Origin of the sequence: Pantoea sp. GM01, from assembly GCF_000282675.1 — a bacterium.
Classification (GTDB): Bacteria; Pseudomonadota; Gammaproteobacteria; order Enterobacterales; family Enterobacteriaceae; genus Pantoea; species Pantoea nemavictus.
The window spans coordinates 1-26058 of the sequence record NZ_AKIU01000059.1; the positions used below are offsets into that span (position 1 = coordinate 1).

A 26058-nucleotide genomic window follows, 5' to 3' on the forward strand; every position below is an offset into this window, starting at 1 on the left:
TTAGCCCGGCCGCCGGCTTCACACATTCTGAAACTGCCATACGCTTAGCGGGCGGAACCCCCGCGGAGCCAGTGCGCTGCTTAACTGACGAGCATTACGTCATTCATGGCGACCTGAACTTTAACTTACGACGGAAAATCCGTATCAATCGAGGTCTGTTTCCACGCTTCGATCTGCGTCAGGCGCTCTTTTAATTTTTCGGTCACCGCATCATAACCCCATGCGCCCATCACTAAATGGCGTGGGGGATTGGCGTGTTCGGTGATGGCAATCATCGCGGTGGCTGCACGTGCGGGATCGCCCGCCTGGGTGCCGCTGTATTCAGACGTGGATTTCATGCGTGCCGCCGCGGTTTCGGCGTATTCCGGCAGCTTGCTCGGCGTTTGATGCAGCGAGCGACCGGCCCAATCGGTACGGAACGGACCGGGTTCAACGCAGGTCACGTGGATGCCGAGCGGTGCCGTTTCTAACGCCAGTGAATCAGACCAGCCTTCCACCGCGTGTTTGCTCGCGGAGTAATAACCCGAGCTGGCAAAGCCGATAAATCCGGCCACGGAGGTGATGTTAATAATGTGACCGCTGCGCGCCTTGCGCATGGCGGGTAGCACCGCGCGGGTCAGCGCAAACAGGCCGAACACGTTGGCATCAAACTGGGCGCGAATCTCTTTCTCTTCGCCCTCTTCCACTGAACTTTGATAACCGTAACCGGCGTTATTCACCAGCACATCCACGCCGCCGAACTTATCGATAGCCGCGCTGACCGCTTGTTCGATGCTGGCCTGATCGGTGACGTCCAGCGCCAGCGCGATGGCATTATCGTGGCCCGTCACCAGATCCTGCACTTTCGCCGCATCACGCGCGGTCACCACGGTGTGAAAACCGCGCGCGATGGCTTGCTGTGCCAGTTCGCGACCAAAACCGGTTGAACATCCTGAAATGAACCACACCGGAGTCGTTGCTGAAGCCATAGTGATGTCCCCTTGTAAGCGAAGGCGCCCGATGAAAGCTCATCGGGCAAAGAGAGTAACTATGGCAAAGTCGTTTCAGGGCGATTAGCGTTGCGTGCGACTAGTTCAGCATCGCCGGATAGCGCTGCCTGAGCTGGTTGAAAATAGCGTGCATCTGTTCATCCAGCGGCAGCAATGCGCTTTGCGCGGCCACCGCCGTAAACACTTGCTGTTTGAGGAAGTGCCGCCAGCTGACCGGTGCCGCCGCCAGAAATGCCGTGAGCAAACGATAGCGCTCCGGCGTCCACACCGCTTCAAATGCCGTGCGCGCTGCGCCGTGATCGAAATGTTGCGCTGCGCTGCCACGCATCTCTGCCCGCAGCCGGGCCGTGGCGTGGTGGTCGATCTCCCCGTCGCGTAGCGCCACGCCATAACTGTCACGTGCCGCCTGCTCAGAGACAAAACCGCAGCGCACATCCTGTAATACCTGCTGCACTTCGCGCTCCACCGGCAAGCCGTAACCGCCAGCGCCTGGACCGCGCACCTCAACGATATCGCCCGGTTGGCAGTGGATTACATCGGTGTTGCCGTGCTCGATGGCCACCCCATTGCGCAGCGTGCGGAAGTGCGACAGGCCACCAGACGCTCCACCCAGCACCCCCGCCGAGGCGAACACCGAACGATTACGGTTACGCGCCGTCACCGTGCTGTTGGGAGCAGAAATTTCAAACGCCATCTCTGTGGCTAAGCCACCGCGATAGCGTCCGGCCCCCGCGCTATCGGCGGCTAAGCCGTAGCGATGGAAATGGATCGGCACTTCGGCTTCGTTGATCTCAATCGGAGTATTTTTCAGGAAGGCTGACAAACCGCCCGAACCATCCGGCCCATCGTGACGCGGCGTGCCACCCGCACCGCCGCCGACCGGGCCCAGTGAGGCCACTACGCTGCGGTTGGCGCTGTCGGTAGTGCGAATGTTCATGATCGAGTTGCCGCCGGGCGAGTTAGCCGGTAAGCGATCGGGAATCGCCTGCGAGAACACCCCGAGCGTAGCGATTTGCGATAGCGCGCAGGTCAGCGAGCGCATCCCCACCGCCGCCGGCGCTTCGCAATTCATTACCGTGCCCGGCGGTAATATGGCGCGCGTTGGGCGCAGCGTGCCGGCGTTGAGCAACAGCTTACTGTTCAGCGTCGAAAGCACGTAAGTGACGCCAACCAGCGCCAGCGGATGCCGCTCGCGCCCGCCGGTCGGCATATTCAGTGACGAAGCGAGCTGCGGATCGCTGCCGGTGTAATCCAGCTCCAGCGTTTCACCCGTCACGCGCAAGGTAATCGCCACGCGGCACGGGAAGCCGCCCTCGCCATCTTCATCGGCGAAATCGGCATAGAAGTATTCACCATCGGGAATCGTGGCGATAATGCTGCGCGCCTGCGCTTCAGCGTAATCGAGAATGCCGGCAATGCCCTGCAGAAAATCCACCACGCCAAAGCGCGCAATGATGTCGTGGATCTTGCGCTCGCCAACGTTAACCGACGCAATTTGCGCTTTGAAGTCGCCCCAGTTTTGCTCCGGCGCGCGCACGTTAAGGCGCATAATGCGCGCCACTTCCTCATTCAGTTCACCATTGCGCACGATTTTCAGAGGCGGAATACGAATGCCCTCCTGCACAATATCGGTGAGCGAGCGTGATAACGAGGCCGGTACCGCGCCGCCAACGTCGGTGTTGTGGATGTGTCCCACCACAAAGCAGACAATCTCGCCGCCGTGAAATACCGGCTTCCAGATATGAATATCCGGCGAGTGCGTCGCCACGTTACCGGCGTAGGCGTCGTTGGTGATGCAGATATCTCCCTCATAATAACGGTCGATCAACGCCAATACCGGAGCGTAATCGATGCCGCTGTACCAGGGCGCGCCGAAGCTGCGCGGTGAGGCAAACGCCAGGCCATCGCGGCTGACGATCTGGCAGGAGAAATCTTCGGTCTCTTTGACAAAGGTTGAGTGCGCGGTGCGCATCAAGGTAAAGGCCATGGCATCGGCGGCGGCCGCGCAGTAGTTAGCCAGAATTTGCAGGTTACGTCCGTCAATTGCCATGTTAGCGCGCCTCCACAGGCGTGATCAGCAGGTTGCCAAAACTGTCCACATCCACCTGCATATGCGGTGGCACGCAGGTGGTGCAGTCATCCTGCGCGATAATCACCGGACCGCTAAGCTGGTGTCCGGCGCGCAGCGTGGCGCGTAGCACCACATCCACCTGATGCGTCGCACCGTCGATCCACGCGCTAACCTGCTGCGCCACGACCACCGGCGCCTCTGCTGCCGCCAGCGGCATCAGCGTCGGTTTGGCTGTGGGAGACGCGATCACCAGACGTAGATTGATGATTTGCACCGCCGCGCGGGCATCACAATGACCAAACAGCTGCTGATGCTGGCGATCAAAGGCATCGTGCAGTGCCGCAACATTGGTCTGCGCCAGCCATGCTGGCTCCAGCGCCACTTCGATTTCGAACGACTGACCGCGATAGCGCATATCCGCGCTGTAGTGCAGCGTGAACGGCATGCTGGCGCCGTGCTGCTCGCTCAGCCAGGCACGGGCGCGCTGGCTGAGTGCCTCGGCTTCGCTGGCCAAACGATCGGCCAGCGCGGCATCGAGATCGCTATACAGCGTGCGAATAAAGTCGTTGCGGATATCGGCGACTACTCCGCCAAGCGCGGACAATACGCCCGGCGTCGGCGGCACAATGACGCCTTTCATGTTCAATTCGCGTGCGAGGAAGCAGCCCATCATCGGGCCGGCGCCGCCAAACGCGAGGAACCAGAACTCTCGCGGATCGAGACCAAAGCGCGACAGCAAGCCGCTGGTGTCACCATACATGCTGGAGATCGCCAGCTCGATGGCGGTTTCAGCGGTCTCTTCCACGCTGATGCCGAGCGCAGCGGCCAGCGGCTGCCAGGCGGCGCGCGCGGCGGCGACATCGACGCTCACCGCGTTATAGCCGAGCGCACCGTGACCGATCATGCCGCAGGCGGCAAAGGCATCGGTGGCGGTTGGCTGGGTGCCGCCGCGCTGAAAGCATACCGGCCCCGGCAGCGAACCGGCGCTGTCCGGCCCCATCTGCAGCACGCCCTGATTATCGATCCACGCCAGGGAACCGCCGCCCTGACCTACCGAGGTCACCGCCACGGACGGAATATAAATCGGGAAATCGCCGATGATTTCCCCGTTGCCCTGCGCGACCTGTCCATTAACGATCACCGCCACATCCGCGCTGGTGCCGCCAATATCCAGGCTAAGAATTTTGTCAAAACCGCAGGCCGTGGCGAGGAAGCTGGCACCGATCACGCCAGACGCGGTGCCGGACAGCACCATCTGCACGCACTCACGCTTCGCCTGCTCCACGCCCATCACTCCGCCGTTGGATTTGGTGATACGCGGCGGGGGTGTTACGCCCATGGTTTGCAAGGCACGCTCAAATGACTCGAGGTAGTTGATCACCATCGGCTGCACATAGGCGTTAATGGTGGCGGTGATGGTGCGTTCATATTCGCGGATGATGGGCCAGATATCGGCGGAACAAGAGGTCAGCAGCTCGGGCGCATGCTGATCAATAATGGCTTTAACCGCCGCTTCATTGTGGCGATTGCGGTAGCTGTGCAGCAGCGCCACCACAATGCCCTGACAACCCGCGGCGCGCGCGGCGGCAATCGCCTCCAGCACGCTTTGCCGATCCACCTCATGCACTATGTTGCCGAGGCGATCGGTGCGCTCTTTGATGGCAAACACCCGGTCACGCGAAATTAAGGGGGCCGGTCGACGTGAAAACAGATCGTGAATATGGGGAATCTTCAGGCGTGCCAGCTCCAGCACATCGCAAAAACCGTCGGTGGCGAACAGCGCCAGCCGCACGCCGCGCCGCTGGATTACCGCATTAATGCCCACGGTGGTGCCGTGGGTAAAGTGATTAATCTGTTGCGGGTCGATAGCGTCGCGCTGCTGCAGCTGGGTTAATCCAGTGAGGATTTCGCTGCCGGGTTGATCCGGGCGCGACAGCACTTTCAAGGTGTGGAGCTGATTGGTTTGTTCATCCAGCACGGCGAAATCGGTGAACGATCCGCCAATATCGACGCCAACGCGGTAACCCATGTCAAAGCTCCGTTATCAGGAGGGAGGAAATTCCATCAGTTTTTGTGGATCCTGCACCACGCGCCAGCCGAGGCGTTGATACAGCTGATGGGCATCATTGGTCGACAGCATCCAGCGGTGAACCGTCGCCAGTTCCGGATGCGCCCGTACGCAGCTCGTCAGCCAGCTGCCCAGGCCGTGACCGCGCCAGTTTTCATCTATCATCACATCGCACAGCCAGCCGAAACGGGTGTAATCGGTGACCAGGCGCGCAAAGCCAATCGGCTGCTGCAGGTGATAGACACCAAACGGCAGCGAACCGGCAAAGGCGCGTTCGGTTTTAGCGCGCGTCTGATCTTTGGCCCAGTACGATTTTTCCGTGAGCTGCGTGTGGATCCACGCCATATCGAGGCGTTGGCGCTCGGTGGATATGGTGAAGTCATCGCGCTGCCATAGCTGGTCGGCAATAGTGAAGGCGGTCATGGCAACTCCTTGTAAGCGGTTAGATTGAGTGTAAAGGCGAGTAGCCAGCGTACGCCGCTGAAGCGGCAGTTTGAACCAGCAAGATAAAGGGAATTTAGGGCGCGGAAGAAATTTTATGCTGTGGGGGAAAAGAAGGATTGTTATTCGTCCCGATGCGCATAAATGCGCAGCCTACAAGATCGTAGGGTCGCCATTTATGGCGACCTGGTTAAAACATTAAACGCCAAACTCCACGGAATTCTGTTTCGAAATCAGCGATCTTAGCGGCACGCTGCTTTTCATAATCGGTGACTTAATCACGATATAACTGAAGTACTTATCGATGCCGATCTGCGCATCAAGCATCTTCTCAATCACTTCCTGGTAGTGTTCAATGCTGCGGGTAATAAAGCGCAGCAAATAGTCGTAACCGCCGGTGATCAGGTGGCACTCCATCAACTCATCCACCTCGCGCACCGCGTTTTCGAATTTCATAAAATCTTCGCGGCGATGGCCAGAAAGCGTGACTTCAGTGAAAACCGTCACGGAATCGGTGATTTTGGTCAGATTGATGTGGGCTTCATAACCGTTGATAAACCCAGCCTGCTCCAGACGCTTGACCCGTTGCAGGCACGGACTGGGTGAAAGCCCGACGGCGTCGGCGAGATTGACGTTGCTAATACGGCCATCTTTCTGGAGCTGAACCAGAATATTGATGTCGATGCGGTCGAGTTTCATTAAGCCGTTCATAGCACCCCTCATTGCCAACCATTTAGGTTTACCCTCCCGAAGATATAACACGCTTTAAGGTAAATGTGCTATCTCGTTAACTGGTTATACCAGCGGGAGGTTTTCAAATTACTGCTGCAATTTCAATGAGGAAGCCGGATTAACCCAGTCGTCCACTGGCGCGTGCCAGCGCGATATCAAAAATATGCAACGCCTCTTCCAGCTGCGAATCGGTGGTCACCAGCGGCGCAAGGAACCGCACGGTATTGCGGTGAATGCCGCACTTAATCAGCAGTAAACCCTCCTGGCAGGCGCAATCGAGGATTTTCTGCGTCATGGCAGCGTCCGGACGCTTGGTTTCGAAGTCGATGATCTCCACCGCCTGCATAAAACCAATGCCGCGCACATCACCGATGCAGGCATATTTTTCTGCCAGCTGCTGCAGGCGCGCATTAAGCTGTTCACCGAGCTGATTCGAACGTGCCAGCAGATTGTCATTCTCCAGCAGATCCAGCACCGCCAGCGCCGCCGCACAGGCCAGCGCGTTGCCGCCGTACGTGCCGCCCAATCCGCCAGGCTGTGGCGCATCCATGATCGCCGCTTTGCCCACCACGCCCGAAATCGGCAAACCGCCGCCAATACTTTTCGCCACCGTCACCAGATCCGGCGTGATGCCGAGATGCTGAAAAGCAAACATCTTGCCGGTACGACCAAAGCCGGTTTGCACCTCGTCGAGAATCAGCACGATGCCATGCTTCTCGGTAATGCGGCGCAGCGCCTGCATAAAGTGGGCGCCGGCCTGCAGGAAACCGCCATCGCCCTGCACCGGTTCGATAATGATTGCTGCCACGCGCTCTGGCGCAATCTGCACCGCAAACAGCTGGTCCAGCGCCTGCAGACAGTCGTCATCGCTCACGCCGTGGAACGCATTTGGGAACGGCAAACGGTAAATATCGGACGGGAACGGACCGAAGTTCTGCTTATAGGGTGCCGACATGCCGGTCAGCGTGGTGCCAAGCAGCGTACGGCCGTGGAAGGCGCCGTCGAAAGCGATAATGCCGCTGCGTTTGGTGTGGGCGCGGGCAATTTTAACGGCATTTTCTACCGCTTCCGCCCCGCTGGTGAAGAACACGCTTTTAAACGCTTCACCGCCACCCACCAGCGCATTGAGGCGCTTGGCCAGTTCGATATAGCCGGGATACGCCACCACCTGGAAACAGGCGTGCGATACCAAACCCAGCTGTTTGGTCACCGCGTTGACCACCGCCGGATGGTTGTGGCCGACATTTAATACGCCGATGCCGCCTACAAAATCCAGATAGCGATTGCCCTCCACGTCCCACACTTCGCTGCCCTTTGCCCGCTCAATCACCAGCGGATGCGCGGTGACCACGCCACGCGGCACATGCTGCTCACGCGCGTCCAGTAACAGGCTGTTATCGGTATAGGTTTGCTGCTCCGCCATGACATTCTGCATTCTAAAAACCCTCTTTCACGTAACGTTCGGTTGGCTCAAGTATCGCAATCGGTTGGTTTGTCACGCTGCCGTAATCACGCGGGCAGCGGCATTTCCTGTCAAAATCCCAGGCGTTTCAGCAGGGAAATTCGGCGTCTGGATCAGTATCCGCGCTGGCGATCGATGAGTCCGACCATCGGTTCACCGCGCTGGTAGCGACGCAGGTTGTCGAGCAGCGCGGCGACGGCGCTGTCCGTTTGCGTCTGGCTGGCGATGTGCGGCGTGAGCCAAATCGCCGGATGCTGCCAGAAAGGATGCCCGGCGGGCAGCGGCTCGGGATCGGTCACATCGATCACCGCCGCGCTGAGTTTGCCGCTCGCCAGCGCCGCCAAAAGATCGTCTTCATTTAGCTGCGGACCGCGTCCCACCTGCACCAGCGCCGCGCCGTCGGGTAACTGCGCAAACAGCTGCGTATTGAGCAAACCCCGCGTGCTGTCGGTGAGCGGCAGCAAGCACACCAGAATGTCGCTGTGGGTAAGGAAATCGCCGAGCTGTTCACTGCCGTGCCAGCAGCGTACGCCCGCAATCTCGCGCGGTGTACGGCTCCAGCCGGCGCAGTCAAAACCCAGCGCGACCAGCTGTTTTAATGCCGCCTGACCGAGTTCGCCGAGGCCCATCACACCGACGCGGCGCTGGCTGGCGGTGCGAATCGGATGGGTTTGCCACTGTTCTGCGCGCTGCTGCTGGAAGTAGCGCGGCATATCACGATGCAGCCCCAACACCGCAAAGGTAACGTATTCAACCATGCCCTGCGTCAGGCCGGGTTCGATCATGCGCACCACCGGCAAATCCGGCGGCAGTTGACTGAGATCGAACTGATCTGCACCTGCGCCCACCGAGAGCAGCGCTTTGAGGTTAGGAAAGGTGCGCATCAGGTTTTCCGGCGGCTGCCACGCCACCAGCAGCTCAACCTGCTGTGCATCACCGATATCTGGCCAGATATGCAGCTGAATATCTGGCGCATGCTGTGCCAGCCAGCGCTGCCAGTGCGCGCCGCGTGTGGCTTCTGATTTATAGACGATATGCATCAGGCCATCGCCTGGGTCATCAACCCAAACGCCTGCATGCCACCGGTCTGCGGTGACCATGGCGTTCCCCGTACCATGGTGGTTGGTGCATCCACCTGCACCAAACTGAGCGTCTCCAGCCAGGCCGCCAGCGGCAGCGCGCCGTCGGTGTCGATACGCACGAATTCACCGCGCAGGCCTTGCATCAGTGCCGCAACCAGCGCTGTTGCGCTATCGCTAGTGAGAGCGATTACCGGACCAATCGCCCAGCCGTGACCGAAGCGGCGCAGGCTGGCAAAACCGTGCACGCGCTGTTGCGCATCCTGCAACAATACGGTTTGGCAATCGCTAATCAGACTGTTGATCAGAGCGGGACGCCACATGCCGTGTGCCTGATGATCGAGCTCGGTGAGCAGATCGGCATCGGCGGGTTGAGCGTTTCGCAGCGTTAAGCCAGCAGGAATGCTGACCGTGGGCACCGCCGCCAGCTCGCGCGTTTGATGCTGCTGAATCTGGCCGGTGACGCTAAAACCGAGCTTCTGATACAGCCCTTTGCCCATTTCTGTAGCGTGCAGACGAATGTTGTACTGCGGGAATTTCTCCAGCAGTGCCAGCATCAGCTGCTTGCCGATACCCTGGCCCTGGAACTGAGGATTCACCACTACCAAGCCGATGGTTGCCGCCTGCTCGCCCCAGCGCCAGCCAAAGGCGCTGCCGACAAATTCGCCCTGCTGCTCTGCCACTACGCCTTCACCCAGCGCCAGCGCCTGCTGCCAGTCTTCACGACGGTGCGGCCACTTGAGCTGTTGGGTGATGGCGTAGCCGTGTTCAATATCGTCCTGCGTCATTGCGCGTAATGTGATCATGGTTGTTCCTTGCAAATGAGGTCGCCATAAATGGCGTGCACACAGTGTAGCGGCGCAATTCATTGCGCGATAAATCGCGCCGCTACGGAAGGTGCGGTAATTTGATACGGCGCTTAGCTGGTCGGCATTTCGCTTTTCATGGCGACCTGGCATTTACTCTGCCTTCAGCACCTCTTCGTGCTCATCCAGCCAGCCCTGGCGCAGTTCAGGCACCGCACGTTTCAGGCGTTCGAAATAGAGTTCGCTGGTCGGTTTGTCATAGTCGGCGCGGGCGATTTGGGTCACTATTCTGCCCGACTTCATCACCACAATATCATCACAAACGGCGCGAACCGCATGCATGTCATGGCTGATAAACAGCACCGACAGCCCGAGCTCGCGGCGCAGTTCGCTGATCAAATCCAGCACCGCGGCAGCCACCACGGTATCTAACGCCGAGGTCACTTCATCGCACAGAATCAAATCTGGCTCCGCCGCCAGCGCGCGCGCCAGGTTGACGCGCTGCTTCTGCCCGCCGGAGAGCGCCCACGGGCGGCGCCACAGCACGGTGCGCGGCAGCTTCACCAGATCCAGCAACTGATGCAGACGGCGATCACGTTCGGCCCCTTTCAGGCCGTGGAACAGCGTCAGCGGACGCGACAAAATCTGCCCGACGCTGTGCGCCGGATTCAGCGCGGTATCGGCCATCTGGAACACATATTGAATGCGGCGCAGCTCATTGTCCGGGCGCTTATGCATGTCGCCATTGATGTAATGACCGTTAAACAGAATATGGCCGTGACTCGGCGCGTTCAGTCCAGCAATGGCGTGCGCCAGCGTGGTTTTACCCGAACCGGACTCGCCAATGATGCCAATCGCCTGCCCTTTCCACAGCTTCAGATTGATGTCTTCAAGAATGCGAATTTTAGAATGGCCATTGCTGTCGCGCGGGCCGTAACCGGCGCTGAGATCGCGCACTTCCATCAGCGGCTGCATATCCGCCTCGGCGCAGGTCCAGCTGCTTGGGCGCTCTTTCTGTCGCGCCGCCTCCATCAGCAGTTTGGTGTACTCCGCCTGCGGGGCGCCAATCAGTCGTTCGGTGGTGCCGTACTCCGCCATCTGACCGCGCAGCAGCACCAGAATACGATCCGCCATCTGCGCCACCACCGCCAAATCGTGGCTGACGTAAATCGCCGTTACGCCACGCTGCGCTACCACGCGGCGAAACGCTTTTAGCACCTCAACCTGGGTCGTCACGTCCAGCGCGGTGGTCGGTTCGTCGAGGATCACCACATCCGGATCGCCAATCAGCGCCATTGCCGTCATCAAACGCTGCAGCTGTCCACCGGAAACCTGATGCGGAAAGCGATCGCCGATGGTGTCGGGATTGGGCAGCGCCAGCTCACGGAACAGCGCAATCGCCTTCTGTTTGGCGTCTTTGCGCTTCATGGTGCCGTGGATCACCACCGGCTCAATCACCTGATCGAGAATGCGCATGCCGGGGTTAAACGACGCCGCCGCACTCTGCGCGATATAGGCCACTTTGTTGCCACGAAACGCGCGCAGCTGGCCCGGCGACAGGCTGCGCACGTCGGTGCCGGCCATATGAATATTGCCGTCGGCGATGCGGCAGCCGTGGCGCGCATAACCCATCAACGCCATGGCAATGGTGGTTTTGCCGGAGCCGGATTCACCAATCAGCGCCAGCACTTCTCCTCTCTGCACGGTAAAACGAATATCAGCAACCAGATCGATCTCTTCGCCTTTGTCGGTCTGCGCGGTGACGCGCAGGTTCTCAACCGAGATCACCGGCATGGCGGTATGTGGCGTCACGTTCATACTCCCTCCTTCGCGAGCGTCAGCGGACGCATCTGCTGCAGGCTATCGATAAACAGGTTGGCACCAATGGTCAGGCTGGCAATCGCCACCGCCGGCATCAGTACCGCAGGCGAGCCGTTGAATAAGCCCTGCAGGTTCTCACGCACCAGCGTGCCCCAGTCGGCATAAGGCGGTTGCACGCCGAGGCCGAGGAAGCTCAAACCGCTCAGGAGCAGCACGATATAGACAAAGCGCAGGCCAAAGTCGGTCAGCATCGGGTGCACCATATTCGGCAGGATATCGTGGATCGCCACGTACCAGCGGCTTTCACCGCGCAAACGCGATGCACGCACGTAATCCATATTGCGCAAGCTGCTCGCCATGGCGAAGGCGATACGGAACGCGCCCGGCCAGTAGGTGAAGATGGCGGTAAGGATTAGCATTGGCAGCGAAGAGCCAAACACCGCGACAATCATCAGCGACAGCACTTTGCCCGGCAGCACCAGCAGCGCATCGTTCACGCGCCCCAGCACCTCTTCCAGCCAGCGTCCGGCGACCGCCGCCAGCAGCGCCAGCAAAGTACCGATGATGCTGGCACAGAGCGCAGCGGTGAGCGCCAGGCCAATGGAGAATTTCGCGCCGTAAAGAATGCGGCTGAGGATATCGCGGCCCAGATAATCAGTGCCGAGCAAGTTGGCAGACGTCATACCGCCCAGCATCGGCCCGCCGCCGATATCTTCCACGCTGTGTGGGGCCAGCTGGGTGCCGAACAGCGCCATACAGAGCCAAAACAGGGAGATCAGCAGGCCGATGCGGCCGGAGACCGACAGCGACTGAAACAGACGTACAGGCAGCAGCAATGTATTCATCAGCTCCTCCACTTCGGGTTAAAGGCGATGGTGAGGATATCGGCCGCCAGCAGCAGCACCAGATAGCAGGCGGCGAACAGCATCACGCACAGCTGCACCACCGGCAGATCGCGGTTGCTCACCGCATCGACCAGCGCACTCGCCAGGCCGGGATAGCTGAAGATCGATTCAATGATGATCACCCCGCCGAACAGATATGACAGGCTGAGCGAGATGGCATTGGCAATCGGCCCGACCGCATTCGGCAGCGCGTGACGCAGCACTGCACGCAGCGGCGACACGCCTTTCAGCAGCGCCATCTCCAGATAGGGGCTGTCGAGTTGGTTGATGATGGCGGATCGTGTCATGCGCGCCATCTGTGCCACCAGCACGCAGCACAGCGTCAGCACCGGCAGCGCATAGGCTTTGAGGTAGCTAATGACATCCATATTCGGGCTGCCAAACGACATTGCCGACACCCAATGCAGCTTCACCGCGAAGATCAGTACCGCCACGGTCGCCACCAGAAACTCCGGTACGGCGACGGTGGCCATGGTGCTGATCACCAGGAAGCGATCCAGCGCAGAGCCGCGATTCATCGCCGCGATGATGCCAATCAGCAGCGCCAGCGGCACACAAATCACCGTGGTAATGCCGGCCAACTGCAGCGTGGCGGGAATGCGCTGCTCCACCAGCTGCAGCACCGGCAGATGGCTGGCGAACGAGGTACCAAAATCCCCCTGCAACATGCCGGTGAGCCAGGTGAAATAGCGCACCAACAGCGGCTGATCCAGCCCCAGCTGCTGGCGTAACGCCGCCACCGTCTCCGGTGTGGCATTTTGCCCCAGAATCATCTGCGCAGCGTCGCCGGGCAGCAGGCTGGTAATAAAGAACACCACCGCCGAGACGATAAGTAAGGTCAGGATGCCCGCGCCTGCGCGCCGGGCAATCAGGAACAACATGTATCGGTTCATCGGCGATCTCCTTGTACAGAATCATCAGGCGCTGATTATGCGGTCGCCATGAATGGCGACCCTACGATGCGGTTTTGTAGGGTGCGCATTAATGCGCACCTGGATAAATAGGCACGCCCAACAATCAGGCATTCAGCCAGGCGAACTCATGGAAGCGATAGCCCATCATCATGCCGCTTGGCCAGGCTTCCACGCCGCCGACTTTCTTGCTGTAGCCATCGGTGGAGCTGATAAAGGTTGGGATGATGGTGCCGCAGTGATCGTAAATCAGCTTCTGCATGTCACCGTACATCTGCTTACGTTTGGTCTGCTCACGCTCGCCGCGTGCCGCCACCACCAGTTGGTCAAATTGCGCGTTCTTCCAGCCCGATTCGTTGTTCGCCGCCGATGAGAGATAGAACTGCGAGAACAGCATATCCAGCGTCGGGCGCGGGTTAATTGAGCCATAGCCGACCGGATCTTTGGTCCAGTGCGTGGACCAGTAACCGTCATACGGCACGCGACGCACTTTGATGTTGAGACCGGTACTGCGCGACACCTGCTGAATCAGCTGGCCGCCCTCCACCGCCCCATCAATGTTTGGCGTGGTGATAATCTCCACCGTCGCGCCTTTCATCCCGGCTTTCTCGATGTGGAATTTGGCTTTCTCGGCATCCAGCGGGCGCGGTTTGAGATCGGCGTTGTACAGCGGATGCCATGGCGGCACCGGCGTATCGTTACTGACGTCGCCATAACCCTGCAGCACGGTTTTCACCAGGATGTCGCGCGGCTGCAGATACTTCATCGCCAGCACGAAGTCTTCGTTGCTGCCCGGCTTAACGTCAGTGCGCACAATCAGGTTGGTGTACATGCCGGATTTGCTCTCCAGCACGCCGTAATCGGCCGTCGCTTTAATGCGGTTGCAGTCGGCGGCGCTCAGGGTAGAGACGATGTGCAGATCGCCCGACATCAGCGCATTGACACGCGCGGCTTGATCGGTAACGCCCAGCAGCTCCACTTCATCGAGATGCGGCAGCCCTGGCTTGTAGTAATTGGGGTTCTTCACCCCAACCGAACGCACGCCCGGTGTGAACTCTTTCAGCTTGAACGGCCCGGTGCCGATGCCCTTGCTGAAATCTTTGGTACCGTCCTGCACGATCAGGAACGGCGCGCTGGCCAGCATAAACGGCACGTCGAAGTTGGCCTGGCTGAGTTCCAGCGTCAGCTCGTTATCGTTTATCGCGGTGAAGGTTTTGAACTGTTCGGCCAGCTTAAAGGCGTTGGAGGCCACCGCTGGGTCTTTATGGCGGCTCAGCGAGTAGATGACGTCTTTGGCGGTCAGCGGTTTGCCGTCATGGAAGGTCACGCCTTTGCGCAGTTTGATCTGCCAGGTGATGCCGTCGCTGGAATCGAGCGATTCCGCCAGCGCCGGCTGCACCGCGAGGCTTTTATCCAGCTCGGTCAGGCCGCTGTAGACCATGAATTGACGGGTGTAATCGCCGCTGTTGTTGCCTTTGGCCGGATCGAGCGTATCGGTAGCTGAGGCGTTGGACATGGCGGCGCGCAGCTTGCCGCCTTTCACTGGAGTGGTGGCCGCAAAGCTCATCTGCGGGAAAGCGATCAAACCGCTGCTCATCACGGCACCGGCAGACAACAACTTCATCAGGCCACGGCGCGACATTGACCCTTCGGTCAGCATGCGGTTCAGGGCCGGATTTACAGCGTCAGACTCTTTATCGAATTTACTCATCTGCACACCCTCAATATGAATTGTTGTTGATTTCTTTTTTCGAATTCCAGGAACGCAATGTCCCTCGCCAACATTGCGCAATAAATTGCGCCGCTACGGTTTGTGCACCTTGTTGTAGCGGCGCGATTTATCGCGCGGTTTTAGGCACACGGCGTGTCACGACAGCCGGTCCTTGGCTTTGTAATACCAGCCCGCCAGGGGCAAAAACCACGGCTTACCGTGGTAACCGGGCAGCGCAGGCCAGGTATCGCGCTGCCAGGGATTTTCGTTGCGTTTTTCCGCCAGCAGATCGGCCATCACGCGGCCCATCCACACCGACATCTGCGTACCGTGGCCGCTGTAGCCCATCGAATAAAACACGCCGTCTTGTTCACCGGCGTGCGGCAAGCGGTCGGCGGTCATATCCACCATGCCGCCCCAGCAGTAATCGATGCGTGACTTGCCCAACTGTGGGAAGAGCGCGGTCATCGCCGCCCGCAGCACGTCGCCACTGCGCGTATCGGAGGTGGGATTGCTGACGGCAAAACGCGCGCGACCGCCAAACACCAGCCGACGATCGGCGGTGGTACGGAAGTAGTTGCCGATATTCAGCGAGGTAACGTAAGTGCGATCCTGTGGCAACACCTGATTGATCACTGCATCGCCGAGCGGTTCGGTGACCACAATAAAGCTGCCAACCGGCACGATACGGCGCTGGAACCACGGGAACGGGCCTTCGTTAGAGACGCCGGTAGCCATCATCACTTTGTCGGCAACGATGTCACCGTGCGCGGTGGTGACGCGGTGGCGATAACCGTCAAGACGGGTTAAACCGGTGACCGCGTGATGCGGGAAGATCTTCGCCCCGCTGCGCGCGGCGGCTTCTGCCAGGCCGATGCCAAACTTGCCCATGTGCATCTGGCCGCCGCGCTTCTGCAGCAGGCCGCCGTGAAAGGCGTCGCTGCCCACTTCACGGCGAATCTCATCTTTGCTAATCAGTTCGATTTCCGGGTCGACGGTGTCGCGCATCAACTGCCACGCGCTGCGCAGACCGGGAAAATGCGAGGCTTTACTGGCCAATTTCAGTTTGCCGCACAGGCGGAAATCACAATCAATCTGCTCGTCGTGCACCAGCTGTTCGACATAGCTCACCGCGTCGTCGTAGGCACGATAGAAGCGGCTGGCCTGCTCGATTCCCTGGCTCTCCACCAGTGAGGCAAAGTTCTGCGCCACGCCGGTATTGCAGTGCCCGCCGTTGCGTGCCGATGCCTGGCTCATCACCTCACCGCTCTCCAGCAGCACCACATTGATGCCGCTGCGCGCCAGGTTGAGCGCCGTCGAGACGCCGGTAAAGCCCCCGCCAATCACCACCACATCGGCTACGCTCGGGAGCGGGCCGGTCGCTGCGCCACTAAACATTGGCGCGGTGGCTTGCCAGAATGATTCGAGTTTCATCGCCGCCTCCAGGTTTACAGTCCAACCACAGCGGGCAGTCCGCCGATATCGCTGATTTCGGTGTATTCATACGCCGGATTAGCCGGATCGTGACCGCGATTGACCCACACCTTGTTTTTAATGCCCATGTCGTGACAGGTCATCAGGTCGTAACGCAGGCTCGATGAGACGTGCAGAATCTCCTCCGGGCCACAGTTCAGCTTATCCAGCATGTACTCGAAGCCTTTCATCTGCGGCTTATACGCGCCGACTTCTTCGGCGGTAATGGTCATGTGAATCGGTGCGCCGAGACGTGGCACGTGGTGGGGAATCAGGTCTTTCATTGAGTTGGTGAGTAGCACCAGCGGGAATTCTTTGGCCACTTTGGCTAAGCCGACGGGCACGTCAGGATGTGGACCCCAGGTGGCGCAGTCGGTGTAGATAAAATCGCTGTCCGCTTTGCTCCACTGCACGCCCCATTTTTTACAGGTGCGCTCTAACGCATCGCTGACCACCGCGTAGTACGGCTTCCACGCGCCGAGCACTTCATCGCGACGGTAGCGGGCGAAATCGGTGGTGAAGGCCAGCATCTCCTGCGGCGCTACGCGATCTTTAAAGCAGCGCTCGGCTGCACCCGCCATATCAAAGTTGATCAGCGTGCCGTAACAATCAAAGGTGATGAATTTCGGTTTAAACAATGCCATGAAGCGACCTCGCGGTTAGGGAGATAAATTAGAAATCGATTAACACACTCTTCTGGCGCTGACAGGCCTGGAATGCCTGACGTCCCAGATCCTTACCAATGCCCGAGCCGAGAAAACCGCCGGTCGGGATAATAAAGTCACCGGAGCGGCCATAGCGATTGACCCACACGGTACCGGACTCCAGCGCGCGCACCGATCGCAGGGCGCGCGGCAGGCTCAGCGTATGCACGCCAGCGCACAGGCCGTAGGTCTCGTGCGCCGCCAGTGCCAGCCCCTCCTCTTCGTCGTCAAACTGCTGCACGGTGAGCACCGGGCCAAAAATTTCCTGCTGCACCGCCGGATTATCGTTAGCGACAGCGCACAGCAGCGTTGGCTGCCAGAACCAGCCTTCTGCGGTGTCGGCGAAGCGTTCGCCTCCCACCAGCACTTCAGCACCCTGGGCTTTGGCATCGGCAATCACCGAGGCCACTTTTTTGCCCTGGCGCTCATCAATCAGCGGCGCATAGCGGCTGCTCTCCTGCCAGGTGACGCCCGGGCGCGGTTGCTGACACAGCGCCACCAGACGATCCAGCAACGGCTGCGCAATGCTGCGCTGCACAATCAGACGGGTGCCAGCGACGCACGCCTGGCCGCCGTTGGCGGTGAAGCCGCGCAGAATTCGCTGCGCCAGTACGTCGATATCGCCAGCATCATCAAACACCAGCTGCGGACTTTTGCCGCCCAGTTCCAGCGTCACCGGTTTCATGCCGTGCTGCGCCACATCGCCCATGATGCGTGCGCCGGTCGCGGTTGAGCCGGTAAAGGAGACTTTGCGCACCAGCGGATGCGTCACCAGCGCGCTGCCGGTTACCGCCCCGCTGCCCTGCACGATATTCAGTACGCCTGCCGGTAAGCCGGCCTGCACCGCCAGCTCGGCCATGCGCAAGGTGGAGAATGGCGTTAACTCAGAAGGTTTCAGCACCACCGCATTGCCTGCGGCCAGCGCCGGGCCGCACTTCCACGACGCCATCGATAGCGGGAAATTCCACGGCGTAATGGCGCCGATCACGCCATAGGGCTCAGCAATCAACATGCCGAGGCTGCTCTCCTGAGTCGGGAACAGGTCGCCGCTGTATTTGTCGGCGCACTCGGCGTAGAAACGGATGGCTTCGGCGGTGAAAGGAATTTCGTGCTGGATGACATCGCTGATCGGGCGCGTAGAACCGAGCGATTCGAGCTGGGCGAGTAAAGGGTCGTTTTCAATCAGATCGGCCCAGCGACGCAGAATTTTACCTCTGGCACGAGGTGCACAGCTGCTCCAGCCGCTGGTTTTGAGCGCCTGATGCGCGGTGGTGACGGCACGATCGACATCCTCACTCTGCGCTTCGCTCAGTTCGGCATAGACTTTGCCATCGGACGGACGCTTAACCGCAAACAGCGCGCCCGCCGTCTTAAGATGTTGCCCGCCAATATAATGACCGGCAGGAAGTAAAACTTTTTCAGGGTCGAAACTTAACATGGAAAATTCCTTATTTGTTACACCCATCACAGACGCGCTAATTAACGATTTGCACTGCGTTTTTCTGCCACGCTAATAAGCTAATGCAGAAAGTATGCCAGCCAGCTAAAAAATAAAAATGCGTAAAAAACGGTGCTAAGAAATTTTCTGCCGTATTGATGAGCGAAATTTTGCGGAATTGCCGAAGGAATAAACAGATGATTTATCTCACAAACTTCGTGCGCCGCAGCGGTGCAGCTCGCATGAAACTTGCACTAAAACGGGGATAAGCGGGAAAGTATGACGCGGCGCACAAATAAACAGCGCCGCGAACCTGAGGCTGCGGCGCTGTTTATGTTTATAGGATCGCGCAATAAATTGCGCCGCTACGATAAGTGCAGGTATTTGTAGCGGCGCGATTTATCGCGCGTTGTTGATTTTAAAGACTGCCAATATGAAAGGTTTTTTGTTCCAGATACTCTTCTATTCCGTATCGCGATCCTTCACGGCCTAATCCAGATAATTTAATTCCGCCAAAAGGTGCGGCATCTAATGATATTGCACCGGTATTAAAGCCGACCATGCCAAATTCCAGTGATTCCGCCACGCGCCATGCCCGGCGAATATTTTCGGTGAAGAAATAGGCGCCAAGTCCATAAGGCGTGTCATTCGCCATACGGATCGCTTCCTCTTCGCTATCAAAGACAAACAGCGGCGCGACCGGACCAAAGGTCTCTTCATGCGCAATCCGCATGCTGCTGGTGACATTGCCTAGCACCGTTGGCTCGACAAAGGTGCCGTTCGGCGCGCTGATGCCGCCGTGCAGCAAGGTCGCGCCCTGGCTGAGCGCATCGTCGATATGGCTGTTAACTTTCTCAACTGCGCGATCGTTGATCAACGGCCCGATAGTGCTGTCGGGCGCAAAGCCGTCGCCGACTTTGAGCGCCGCCACCGCCTGTAACAAGCGTTCACTGAAGCGCTGGTAGATGCCGCGCTGCACCAGAATGCGATTGGCGCAGACGCAGGTTTGTCCAGCGTTGCGGAATTTACTCGCCATCACACCAGCAATGGTGATATCGAGATCGGCATCATCGAACACAATCAGCGGCGCGTTGCCGCCCAGCTCGAGGCTCAGACGCTTAATGCTGTCTGCACTCTGCTGCATTAGCAGCTGCCCCACGCGGGTGGAACCGGTAAAGGATATTTTGCGCACCGTGCGGCTGGCGGTGAGCGTGCTGCCGATGTCGGTCGGCAGGCCGGTGAGCACCTGCAGTACGCCGCTCGGGAATCCGGCCCGTTCGGCTAACACCGCCAGCGCCAGCGCCGACAGCGGCGTGAGTTCAGAGGGCTTAACGATAATTGGGCAACCGGCCGCCAGCGCGGGCGCTACTTTGCGGGTGATCATCGCTATCGGGAAGTTCCACGGCGTGATGGCTGCGGCCACGCCCACCGGCTGCTTTAGCACCAGAATGCGGCGATCTTCGCTCGGTGCCGGAATGGTGTCGCCATAGATGCGTCGCGCCTCTTCGGCGAACCACTTGACGAAGCTGGCCCCGTACAGCACTTCGCCTTTGGCTTCCGCCAGCGGTTTACCCTGCTCGGCGGTCATGATGATCGCCAGGTCATCGGCATTAGCAATAATCAGCTGATGCCATTTCTCCAGTAGCGCAGCGCGCGTGGCGTTGGGCGTTTTACCCCAGCTCACCCGCACCGATTCGGCATAATCTATCGCCTGCTCGGTTTCCGCCGCACCCAATGCGGGAATGGTGGCTATCGGCTGTTGAGTGGCAGGATCGATCACCGGTAGCGTTGCGCCCTGATGCGCATCCTGCCAGCGACCGCCAAACAGCGCCTGCTGGCGCAGTAGTTCCGTATCTTTGAGTTGAATTCGCGACATGACAATCCCCTGTATCTTCGTCATTTCACTGTAACGTGACGCGACAGCGCAGGATGTTTTTCTGCTGGAGGGAATGTTGATTGGCGTCTGTTTTGCGGTGGGAAAAGAAATTTTATGCTGTGGGATTCGGTCGCCTTTGTGGCGACCGGAAAGCCGCTTAAATCTGGAAATCGATAGCCGGTTCGTTCTCGGTTTCGTAAGAGAGCGCCTGACGTTTGATCTCCTCCAGCGACAGATTGGCGTTACACAGCTCAAGGAACTGCCACACATAGTTGCGCTGTAATTGACCCCGCTTCAGGCCGAGCCACACGGTGTTGGCATCAAACAGATGGTGCGTATCGATTTTCACCAGGTCTTCACCTTCATAAATATCGCACGCCTGATCGGCGAGGATACCGACGCCGAGACCCAATTCAACGTAGGTTTTCACCACGTCAGAGTCCTGGGCGCTGAGCACGATATCCGGTCTGAGTCCTGCCGCCTGGAATGCACGATCGACGCGCGAACGGCCGGTAATGCCCTGACGATAGGTGATCAGCGGATAGCGGCTCAGACTGGCGAGCGTCACCGGCTGATGCTGCAGCAACTCATGGTCGTGCGGTACCAATAGCGAGTGGTGCCAGCTGAACCACGGGAACGCCGCGAGACTGCTGTTATTCACCAACTGCTCGGAAGCGATACCGATATCGGCTTCACCGGCCAGCAGCATCGCCACGATCTCCTGCGGCGATCCCTGATTCAGCTCAAGACGTACGTTGGGATAGAGCTGGCGGAAGGCTTTGATCACCCGCGGCAGGCTGTAACGCGCCTGCGTATGCGTGGTGGCGATGGTCAGTACACCGCTGGTTTCATTGGTAAACACATCCGCTAAGCGACGAACTTTACCCGCTTCATCAAGGATGCGCTCAGCAATGGTCAACAGTGCTTTGCCCGGTTCCGTCATTCCTAATAGCCGCTTGCCACGACGAATAAAAATTTCCACGCCCAGTTCATCTTCCAGATCGCGAATATGGCGGCTCACCCCGGATTGGGAGGTAAACAGCGTATTCGCCACTTCGGTCAGGTTGAACTCGCAACGGGCCGCTTCACGTATAATTTTAAGTTGCTGGAAATTCACACCCTTTTCTCCTGGTTCCTGCCCCTGTTTCATCCATGTTATGAAGTTGGTGTCATCGCAACAAATAATAAAAAACGGTGTGTTATGCGGAATAGTAATAAGGGAGGGTTTGAGAGACGCCCTCACCCCAGCCCTCTCCCGCAAGCGGGCGAGGGAGCCGACGGTGTGGCTAATGGGTAAGGTGATTAATGCGAGTTAAAAAGGCTGGATCAGTTCCCTCTCCCATCTGCAAGATGGGGAACGGGTTAGTGAGGTGATCAATTTTGCTGTGGAAGGGCTGGATCGGTTCCCTCTCCCGTCTGCGGGAGAGGGTTAGGGTGAGGGGAAAAGTGCGACTAACTCAACCCACCAACATCAATTCACGATCTTCCACCATCGGCTTATTCAACAGCGACAGCAGGATATTCTTCACTGCCTGCGCCGATGGCGACAGCGGCAAACGGGCAGAAATATTCAACGACAGCGGCAGATTCAACGACGGGCTGTTAATCCGCGCCATCCACGCATGCGTGGAACTCACTAACGCACGTGCGGCAGACTCTGGCAGCACCGTGACGCCCATGCCGCTGGCTACGGCAGCGGTCAGCGTGGAGATCGATTCAATTTCGCCGATGATGCGCGCACTGAGGCGACGCAGCGAGAAGGCTTCATCAACGCGTTTACGCACCGCGCTGTAGTCGCGTGGCAGGAACAGGCTCATCTGCGCCACTTCAGCCAGATCAACGCTGGCACCCGGACATGCCGTTGCGCCCACCAGATACAGCTCTTCTTTCATTAATGGAATGCTGTTGATGCCTGCGGTTGGCGCACGATCATACAGCACTGCCATATCCAGCTGGCCGTTCATCACCTTTTCATTCAGCGACGAGCCGCTGTTTTCGTGTAGATACACCAACACATCCGGGAACTGTTCACGTACCGTTTGCAGCAGCGGCATAGTGAGCGAGGATGCAGCGGTGCCTGGCGCTAAGCCGATAGACACCTGACCGTTCAACGCCTGCCCGGCATTGATCACCGCCGTTTGCGCCTGTTCACACTGACGCAGAATAGTGCGGGCGTGGGCATAGAGAATTTTACCGGCTTCGGTTGGCGTCACGCCGCGCTTGGTGCGGATCAGCAATTGCTGATCGAGTTCATTTTCCAGCGTAGCGACCTGCTGGCTAAGCGCAGGCTGCGCGATGTGCAGCACTTCTGCTGCCTGAGTCAGGCTGCCGATATCGACGATTTTTACAAAGTACTTGAGTCGTCTTAAATTCATGTTGCCTCCGTCAATCCCCGAATACCCAGGTTGGGTGTTTCAGCCTGCTGGCTTATGTTCATGAAGTTGCAATATGCAGGCCAGGTTTGTTAGGGACGCAGAAAAGTATTAGCGGATTTTTCCTAAAGGCACGGAAAATAAGCATTTGTGATTACCTCGAAGGAGTTAATAAGCGCGAGCGATGACGCAAAAGGATTAGGATTCCAGCGCATTGCACCGCGATGGGGCAGGAAATGCGAGGCAGGCGTGCAAAAAAGTGATGGCTCAATGAGAGGATGTGGTGCAGAAGTAGCCGGAAACGGGCAGAAATGGCGATAACGAAAGAGATCGAGCAGGAAAGAAGGTAATTAACCAGCTGGAAAACTTATGTGGGGCGGTGCGCGCTGTCCCTCACCCTAACCCTCTCCCGCACGCGGGAGAGGGAACCGACCGAATGGGAATATTGCGTTATGTGCGCGCTGTCCCTCACCCTAACCCTCTCCCGCACGCGGGAGAGGGAACCGATTGTGCACATTCTTGATACGCAAAATAATTCGCGCCGTAGCAAGGCGGCCAGAAAATTCAGCCCCGGGAGCATAGTTCACTATGTGACCGGGGTGAATTTTCGCAGCCAACGCCGCTACAGCGCGAAGTATGAAGCGTATCAGCGTTTTTTGCGGTTGCGGTGCATATCAATGGACACTGCGGCGACGATGATGATGCCTTTAATAATGTCCTGCACATAAGCATCCACCCCAACAAAGGTGAAGCCGCTCTTAATCAGGCCAAGAATCACCGCACCAATCAGCGTACCGGTGATGCGTCCGACGCCGCCCATCAGGCTGCTGCCGCCGATAACCGCTGCGGCGATGGCGTCCAGCTCGTAGGCCATTCCCATACTTGACTGGCCGCTACTAACACGTGCCGCCAGCACGACACCGGCCAGGCCTGAGAGTGCACCCGCAATGGTGTAGACGATGATCAGGTACTTATTAACATTGATACCCGAGACTTTGGCGGAGGTCATGTTGCCGCCAATCGCGTAGACATATTTGCCGTAGCGGGTGTGTTTCAGCGCAATGTGGAACAGGAACGCGACGACCAGGAAGATAATCACCGGCATGCCGCCCTGGCCGATGGAGGTGAAGCCATCTGACAGGAAACTAATTGGGTTACCCTGCGTGTAGTACTGCGCCAGACCGCGCGCCGACACCATCATACCGAGCGTGGCGATAAACGGTGGAATACCGGTTTTGGTAATCAGCACGCCGTTCATCACGCCACACAACAGCCCCACGCCAATCCCGGCGACAATCGGGACCACTGCCGGCAGGTTAACCAGCGATGGATACATCGGCGACAAGCTGTCAGAGGTTTGCGCCAGACTGGCCGCGACCACGGCCGTTAAGGCAATAACCGAACCAGACGACAGGTCGATACCGGTGGTGATAATGACTTGCGTCACGCCGACCGCAATAATACCGATAATCGCCACCTGCAGAATAATCAGCACCAGGCGGTTAGTGTTCATCAGGAAAGATTGGTCACGCACGTACCAACCGGCAATTTCAAAGATCAGGGCAATGCCCAACATGACAACAAAAATCCCGGTATCTTTTGGCAACTTATGACGCAGGTTGCCAAAAAAAGAACTCTGCTCTGCGGCCTGCGGGGCCGTAATTTTTACGTTACTCATAGGTGTCTCACGCCTCACTCGGATGCCAACGACAAAATGGATTCCTGATTGGCCTCTTCTTTATCGAGGATGCCGGTTATACGTCCGCCGTGCATAACCATCACGCGGTCGCTCATGCCGAGAATTTCTGGCAGTTCGGACGACACCATGATGATGGCCACGCCGCGGTTTGCCAGTTCACTGATTAAGCGATAAATCTCTGCTTTTGCACCAACGTCAATGCCGCGCGTTGGCTCGTCGAGAATCAGGATCTTCGGTTGCGCCAGCAGCCAGCGGGCAATCAGCACCTTCTGCTGGTTACCGCCGCTGAGGTTATTGATGATCTGATCCATGGTCGGGGTTTTGATATTCAGCTTGCGAATCTGATCCATGCAGTCCTGCGCCATTTTGATGTGGCTGACAAAACCGCTTTTATGGGTGTAATCAGGCATGTTGACGATGCTCATGTTCTCCATCACCGACAACACCAGGAACAGCCCCGACTTTTTACGATCTTCCGTCAGGAACGCCATGCCCTTCTCAATCGCCGTGGACGGCGAATCGATCTTGACCGGCACACCATCAATCAGAATTTCACCGCTATCGAAACTCTCCATGCCGAACAGGCTTTCCATCACTTCGCTGCGTCCGGCGCCAACCAGTCCGGCCACGCCGAGGATTTCGCCTTTGCGCACCGTGAAGTTGATGTCGGTGAAGCGATCTTTGCAGGTCAGGTTGCGCACCGTCAGCACATCTTCGCCAATTTCACCGTTGAATTTCGGGAACAGCTGGGTCAGTTCGCGTCCTACCATCTGAGTAATCAGCGATTGGCGGGTATACTCGCTGGTGTTATTGCTGCCGACCCACGCACCGTCGCGGAAGATACTGATCTCATCGGTAATAGCGAAAATCTCGTCCATCTTATGGCTGATATAGATGATGGCTTTGCCCTGCTCACGCAGGTCGCGGATGATGGTGAACAGATGCGCCACTTCGGTTTCCGTCAGGGCCGACGTCGGTTCATCCATAATCACGATGTCCGAATTCCACGACACCGCTTTCGCAATTTCCACCATCTGCTGTGAAGCGATACTCAACTCGCCGACCATACGATCGGCTTTCAGACGGATATTCAGTCTATTGAGTAACTCCTGCGTCTGCTTATTCAGCTTGCCGTGATCAACAAAGCCGTACTTCATCGGTTCGCGACCGAGCCAAATGTTTTCAGCCACGGTCATGTGAGGCACCAGATTGAGCTCCTGGTGAATCATGGAGATGCCGGAACGTAACGCATCCATGGTGTCCTGAAACTGCACTGGCTCCCCTTTAATGCGAATGGTGCCCTTATCGGGACGATACATCCCGATAAGGCATTTCATTAAAGTGGATTTGCCCGCGCCATTTTCACCCATCAGGGCATGTACCGACCCCGGTTTAATACGCAGTGAGACATTGTCGAGTGCCTTCACTCCGGGGAAGAACTTGCTGATGCCTTCGGCTTCAAGCGCAAAAGCGGTCATACATCACCTCCGTACGGCTAAG

General features: G+C 58.2%; 20 protein-coding genes. All 20 read right to left on the reverse strand.

From position 1 onward, the window contains the following. Window positions 1–125: 125 nt before the first annotated feature. Window positions 126–968, reverse strand: coding sequence for an oxidoreductase (locus PMI17_RS17360; protein ID WP_007890958.1), 843 nt, complete (start codon window positions 966–968; stop codon window positions 126–128). Between the two features lie 100 nt (window positions 969–1068). Continuing rightward, on the reverse strand, window positions 1069–3039 hold the full coding sequence (locus PMI17_RS17365) for a hydantoinase B/oxoprolinase family protein (protein ID WP_007890960.1): 1971 nt from the start codon (window positions 3037–3039) through the stop codon (window positions 1069–1071). 1 nt (window position 3040) lies between these two features. Then, a complete protein-coding gene (locus PMI17_RS17370) occupies window positions 3041–5089 on the reverse strand; it encodes a hydantoinase/oxoprolinase family protein (RefSeq protein ID WP_007890962.1) in 2049 nt (682 codons plus the stop codon). A 15-nt stretch (window positions 5090–5104) separates the two neighbouring features. Further along, a complete protein-coding gene (locus tag PMI17_RS17375) occupies window positions 5105–5551 on the reverse strand; it encodes a GNAT family N-acetyltransferase (RefSeq protein ID WP_007890963.1) in 447 nt (148 codons plus the stop codon). Window positions 5552–5767: 216 nt separating this feature from the next. Next, window positions 5768–6280: an Lrp/AsnC family transcriptional regulator gene (locus PMI17_RS17380; protein ID WP_007890964.1), complete on the reverse strand. Its 513-nt coding sequence runs from the start codon at window positions 6278–6280 to the stop codon at window positions 5768–5770. A gap of 139 nt (window positions 6281–6419) precedes the next feature. Beyond that, window positions 6420–7736, reverse strand: a complete 1317-nt coding sequence (gene gabT, locus PMI17_RS17385) for a 4-aminobutyrate--2-oxoglutarate transaminase (RefSeq protein ID WP_007890965.1) — start codon at window positions 7734–7736, stop codon at window positions 6420–6422. 140 nt (window positions 7737–7876) lie between these two features. Further along, window positions 7877–8803, reverse strand: coding sequence for a glyoxylate/hydroxypyruvate reductase A (locus PMI17_RS17390; protein WP_036621668.1), 927 nt, complete (start codon window positions 8801–8803; stop codon window positions 7877–7879). Next, on the reverse strand, window positions 8803–9648 hold the full coding sequence (locus PMI17_RS17395; protein ID WP_007890967.1) for a GNAT family N-acetyltransferase: 846 nt from the start codon (window positions 9646–9648) through the stop codon (window positions 8803–8805). Before PMI17_RS17395 ends, PMI17_RS17390 begins: the two co-directional genes overlap by 1 nt. 153 nt (window positions 9649–9801) lie before the next feature. Further along, the gene (locus tag PMI17_RS17400; protein WP_007890969.1) at window positions 9802–11466 is read right to left on the reverse strand and encodes an ABC transporter ATP-binding protein; all 1665 of its coding nucleotides are present in this window, start codon (window positions 11464–11466) and stop codon (window positions 9802–9804) included. Then, on the reverse strand, window positions 11463–12314 hold the full coding sequence (locus tag PMI17_RS17405) for an ABC transporter permease (protein ID WP_007890971.1): 852 nt from the start codon (window positions 12312–12314) through the stop codon (window positions 11463–11465). Before PMI17_RS17405 ends, PMI17_RS17400 begins: the two co-directional genes overlap by 4 nt. Beyond that, complete coding sequence (locus tag PMI17_RS17410; RefSeq protein ID WP_007890973.1) at window positions 12314–13267, reverse strand: ABC transporter permease; 954 nt, start codon at window positions 13265–13267, stop codon at window positions 12314–12316. Before PMI17_RS17410 ends, PMI17_RS17405 begins: the two co-directional genes overlap by 1 nt. 124 nt (window positions 13268–13391) lie before the next feature. Next, entirely contained in the window at window positions 13392–14996 is a 1605-nt protein-coding gene (locus tag PMI17_RS17415; RefSeq protein ID WP_007890975.1) for an ABC transporter substrate-binding protein, read from the reverse strand. A 156-nt stretch (window positions 14997–15152) separates the two neighbouring features. Beyond that, window positions 15153–16430: an FAD-binding oxidoreductase gene (locus PMI17_RS17420; RefSeq protein WP_007890976.1), complete on the reverse strand. Its 1278-nt coding sequence runs from the start codon at window positions 16428–16430 to the stop codon at window positions 15153–15155. A gap of 14 nt (window positions 16431–16444) precedes the next feature. Next, window positions 16445–17113, reverse strand: coding sequence for a haloacid dehalogenase type II (locus tag PMI17_RS17425; RefSeq protein ID WP_007890977.1), 669 nt, complete (start codon window positions 17111–17113; stop codon window positions 16445–16447). 28 nt (window positions 17114–17141) lie between these two features. Beyond that, window positions 17142–18611 (reverse strand): aldehyde dehydrogenase, encoded by a 1470-nt coding sequence (locus PMI17_RS17430; RefSeq protein ID WP_007890979.1) that lies wholly within the window; start codon window positions 18609–18611, stop codon window positions 17142–17144. A 418-nt stretch (window positions 18612–19029) separates the two neighbouring features. After that, complete coding sequence (locus tag PMI17_RS17435) at window positions 19030–20487, reverse strand: NAD-dependent succinate-semialdehyde dehydrogenase (protein ID WP_007890981.1); 1458 nt, start codon at window positions 20485–20487, stop codon at window positions 19030–19032. Window positions 20488–20644: 157 nt separating this feature from the next. After that, complete coding sequence (cbl, locus tag PMI17_RS17440; RefSeq protein ID WP_008109354.1) at window positions 20645–21604, reverse strand: HTH-type transcriptional regulator Cbl; 960 nt, start codon at window positions 21602–21604, stop codon at window positions 20645–20647. Window positions 21605–21944: 340 nt separating this feature from the next. Beyond that, window positions 21945–22862: a nitrogen assimilation transcriptional regulator NAC gene (gene nac, locus PMI17_RS17445; protein WP_007890984.1), complete on the reverse strand. Its 918-nt coding sequence runs from the start codon at window positions 22860–22862 to the stop codon at window positions 21945–21947. A gap of 643 nt (window positions 22863–23505) precedes the next feature. Continuing rightward, window positions 23506–24537, reverse strand: coding sequence for an ABC transporter permease (locus PMI17_RS17450; protein WP_007890986.1), 1032 nt, complete (start codon window positions 24535–24537; stop codon window positions 23506–23508). Window positions 24538–24551: 14 nt separating this feature from the next. Then, window positions 24552–26036 (reverse strand): sugar ABC transporter ATP-binding protein, encoded by a 1485-nt coding sequence (locus PMI17_RS17455; RefSeq protein WP_007890987.1) that lies wholly within the window; start codon window positions 26034–26036, stop codon window positions 24552–24554. Window positions 26037–26058: the final 22 nt, after the last annotated feature.

Excerpts from the sequence above, each read along its gene's own strand:
- PMI17_RS17395 (WP_007890967.1), bottom strand. The coding sequence starts at position 9,648 with ATGATCACATTACGCGCAATGACGCAGGACGATATTGAACACGGCTAC.
- PMI17_RS17435 (WP_007890981.1), bottom strand. The coding sequence starts at position 20,487 with ATGTCGCGAATTCAACTCAAAGATACGGAACTACTGCGCCAGCAGGCG.
- PMI17_RS17405 (WP_007890971.1), bottom strand. The coding sequence starts at position 12,314 with ATGAATACATTGCTGCTGCCTGTACGTCTGTTTCAGTCGCTGTCGGTC.
- nac (WP_007890984.1), bottom strand. The coding sequence starts at position 22,862 with ATGAATTTAAGACGACTCAAGTACTTTGTAAAAATCGTCGATATCGGC.
- PMI17_RS17390 (WP_036621668.1), bottom strand. The coding sequence starts at position 8,803 with ATGCATATCGTCTATAAATCAGAAGCCACACGCGGCGCGCACTGGCAG.
- PMI17_RS17360 (WP_007890958.1), bottom strand. The coding sequence starts at position 968 with ATGGCTTCAGCAACGACTCCGGTGTGGTTCATTTCAGGATGTTCAACC.
- PMI17_RS17410 (WP_007890973.1), bottom strand. The coding sequence starts at position 13,267 with ATGAACCGATACATGTTGTTCCTGATTGCCCGGCGCGCAGGCGCGGGC.
- PMI17_RS17450 (WP_007890986.1), bottom strand. The coding sequence starts at position 24,537 with ATGAGTAACGTAAAAATTACGGCCCCGCAGGCCGCAGAGCAGAGTTCT.
- PMI17_RS17415 (WP_007890975.1), bottom strand. The coding sequence starts at position 14,996 with ATGAGTAAATTCGATAAAGAGTCTGACGCTGTAAATCCGGCCCTGAAC.
- PMI17_RS17370 (WP_007890962.1), bottom strand. The coding sequence starts at position 5,089 with ATGGGTTACCGCGTTGGCGTCGATATTGGCGGATCGTTCACCGATTTC.
- PMI17_RS17375 (WP_007890963.1), bottom strand. The coding sequence starts at position 5,551 with ATGACCGCCTTCACTATTGCCGACCAGCTATGGCAGCGCGATGACTTC.
- PMI17_RS17430 (WP_007890979.1), bottom strand. The coding sequence starts at position 18,611 with ATGTTAAGTTTCGACCCTGAAAAAGTTTTACTTCCTGCCGGTCATTAT.
- PMI17_RS17400 (WP_007890969.1), bottom strand. The coding sequence starts at position 11,466 with ATGAACGTGACGCCACATACCGCCATGCCGGTGATCTCGGTTGAGAAC.
- PMI17_RS17425 (WP_007890977.1), bottom strand. The coding sequence starts at position 17,113 with ATGGCATTGTTTAAACCGAAATTCATCACCTTTGATTGTTACGGCACG.
- PMI17_RS17380 (WP_007890964.1), bottom strand. The coding sequence starts at position 6,280 with ATGAACGGCTTAATGAAACTCGACCGCATCGACATCAATATTCTGGTT.
- PMI17_RS17420 (WP_007890976.1), bottom strand. The coding sequence starts at position 16,430 with ATGAAACTCGAATCATTCTGGCAAGCCACCGCGCCAATGTTTAGTGGC.
- gabT (WP_007890965.1), bottom strand. The coding sequence starts at position 7,736 with ATGCAGAATGTCATGGCGGAGCAGCAAACCTATACCGATAACAGCCTG.
- PMI17_RS17455 (WP_007890987.1), bottom strand. The coding sequence starts at position 26,036 with ATGACCGCTTTTGCGCTTGAAGCCGAAGGCATCAGCAAGTTCTTCCCC.
- PMI17_RS17365 (WP_007890960.1), bottom strand. The coding sequence starts at position 3,039 with ATGGCAATTGACGGACGTAACCTGCAAATTCTGGCTAACTACTGCGCG.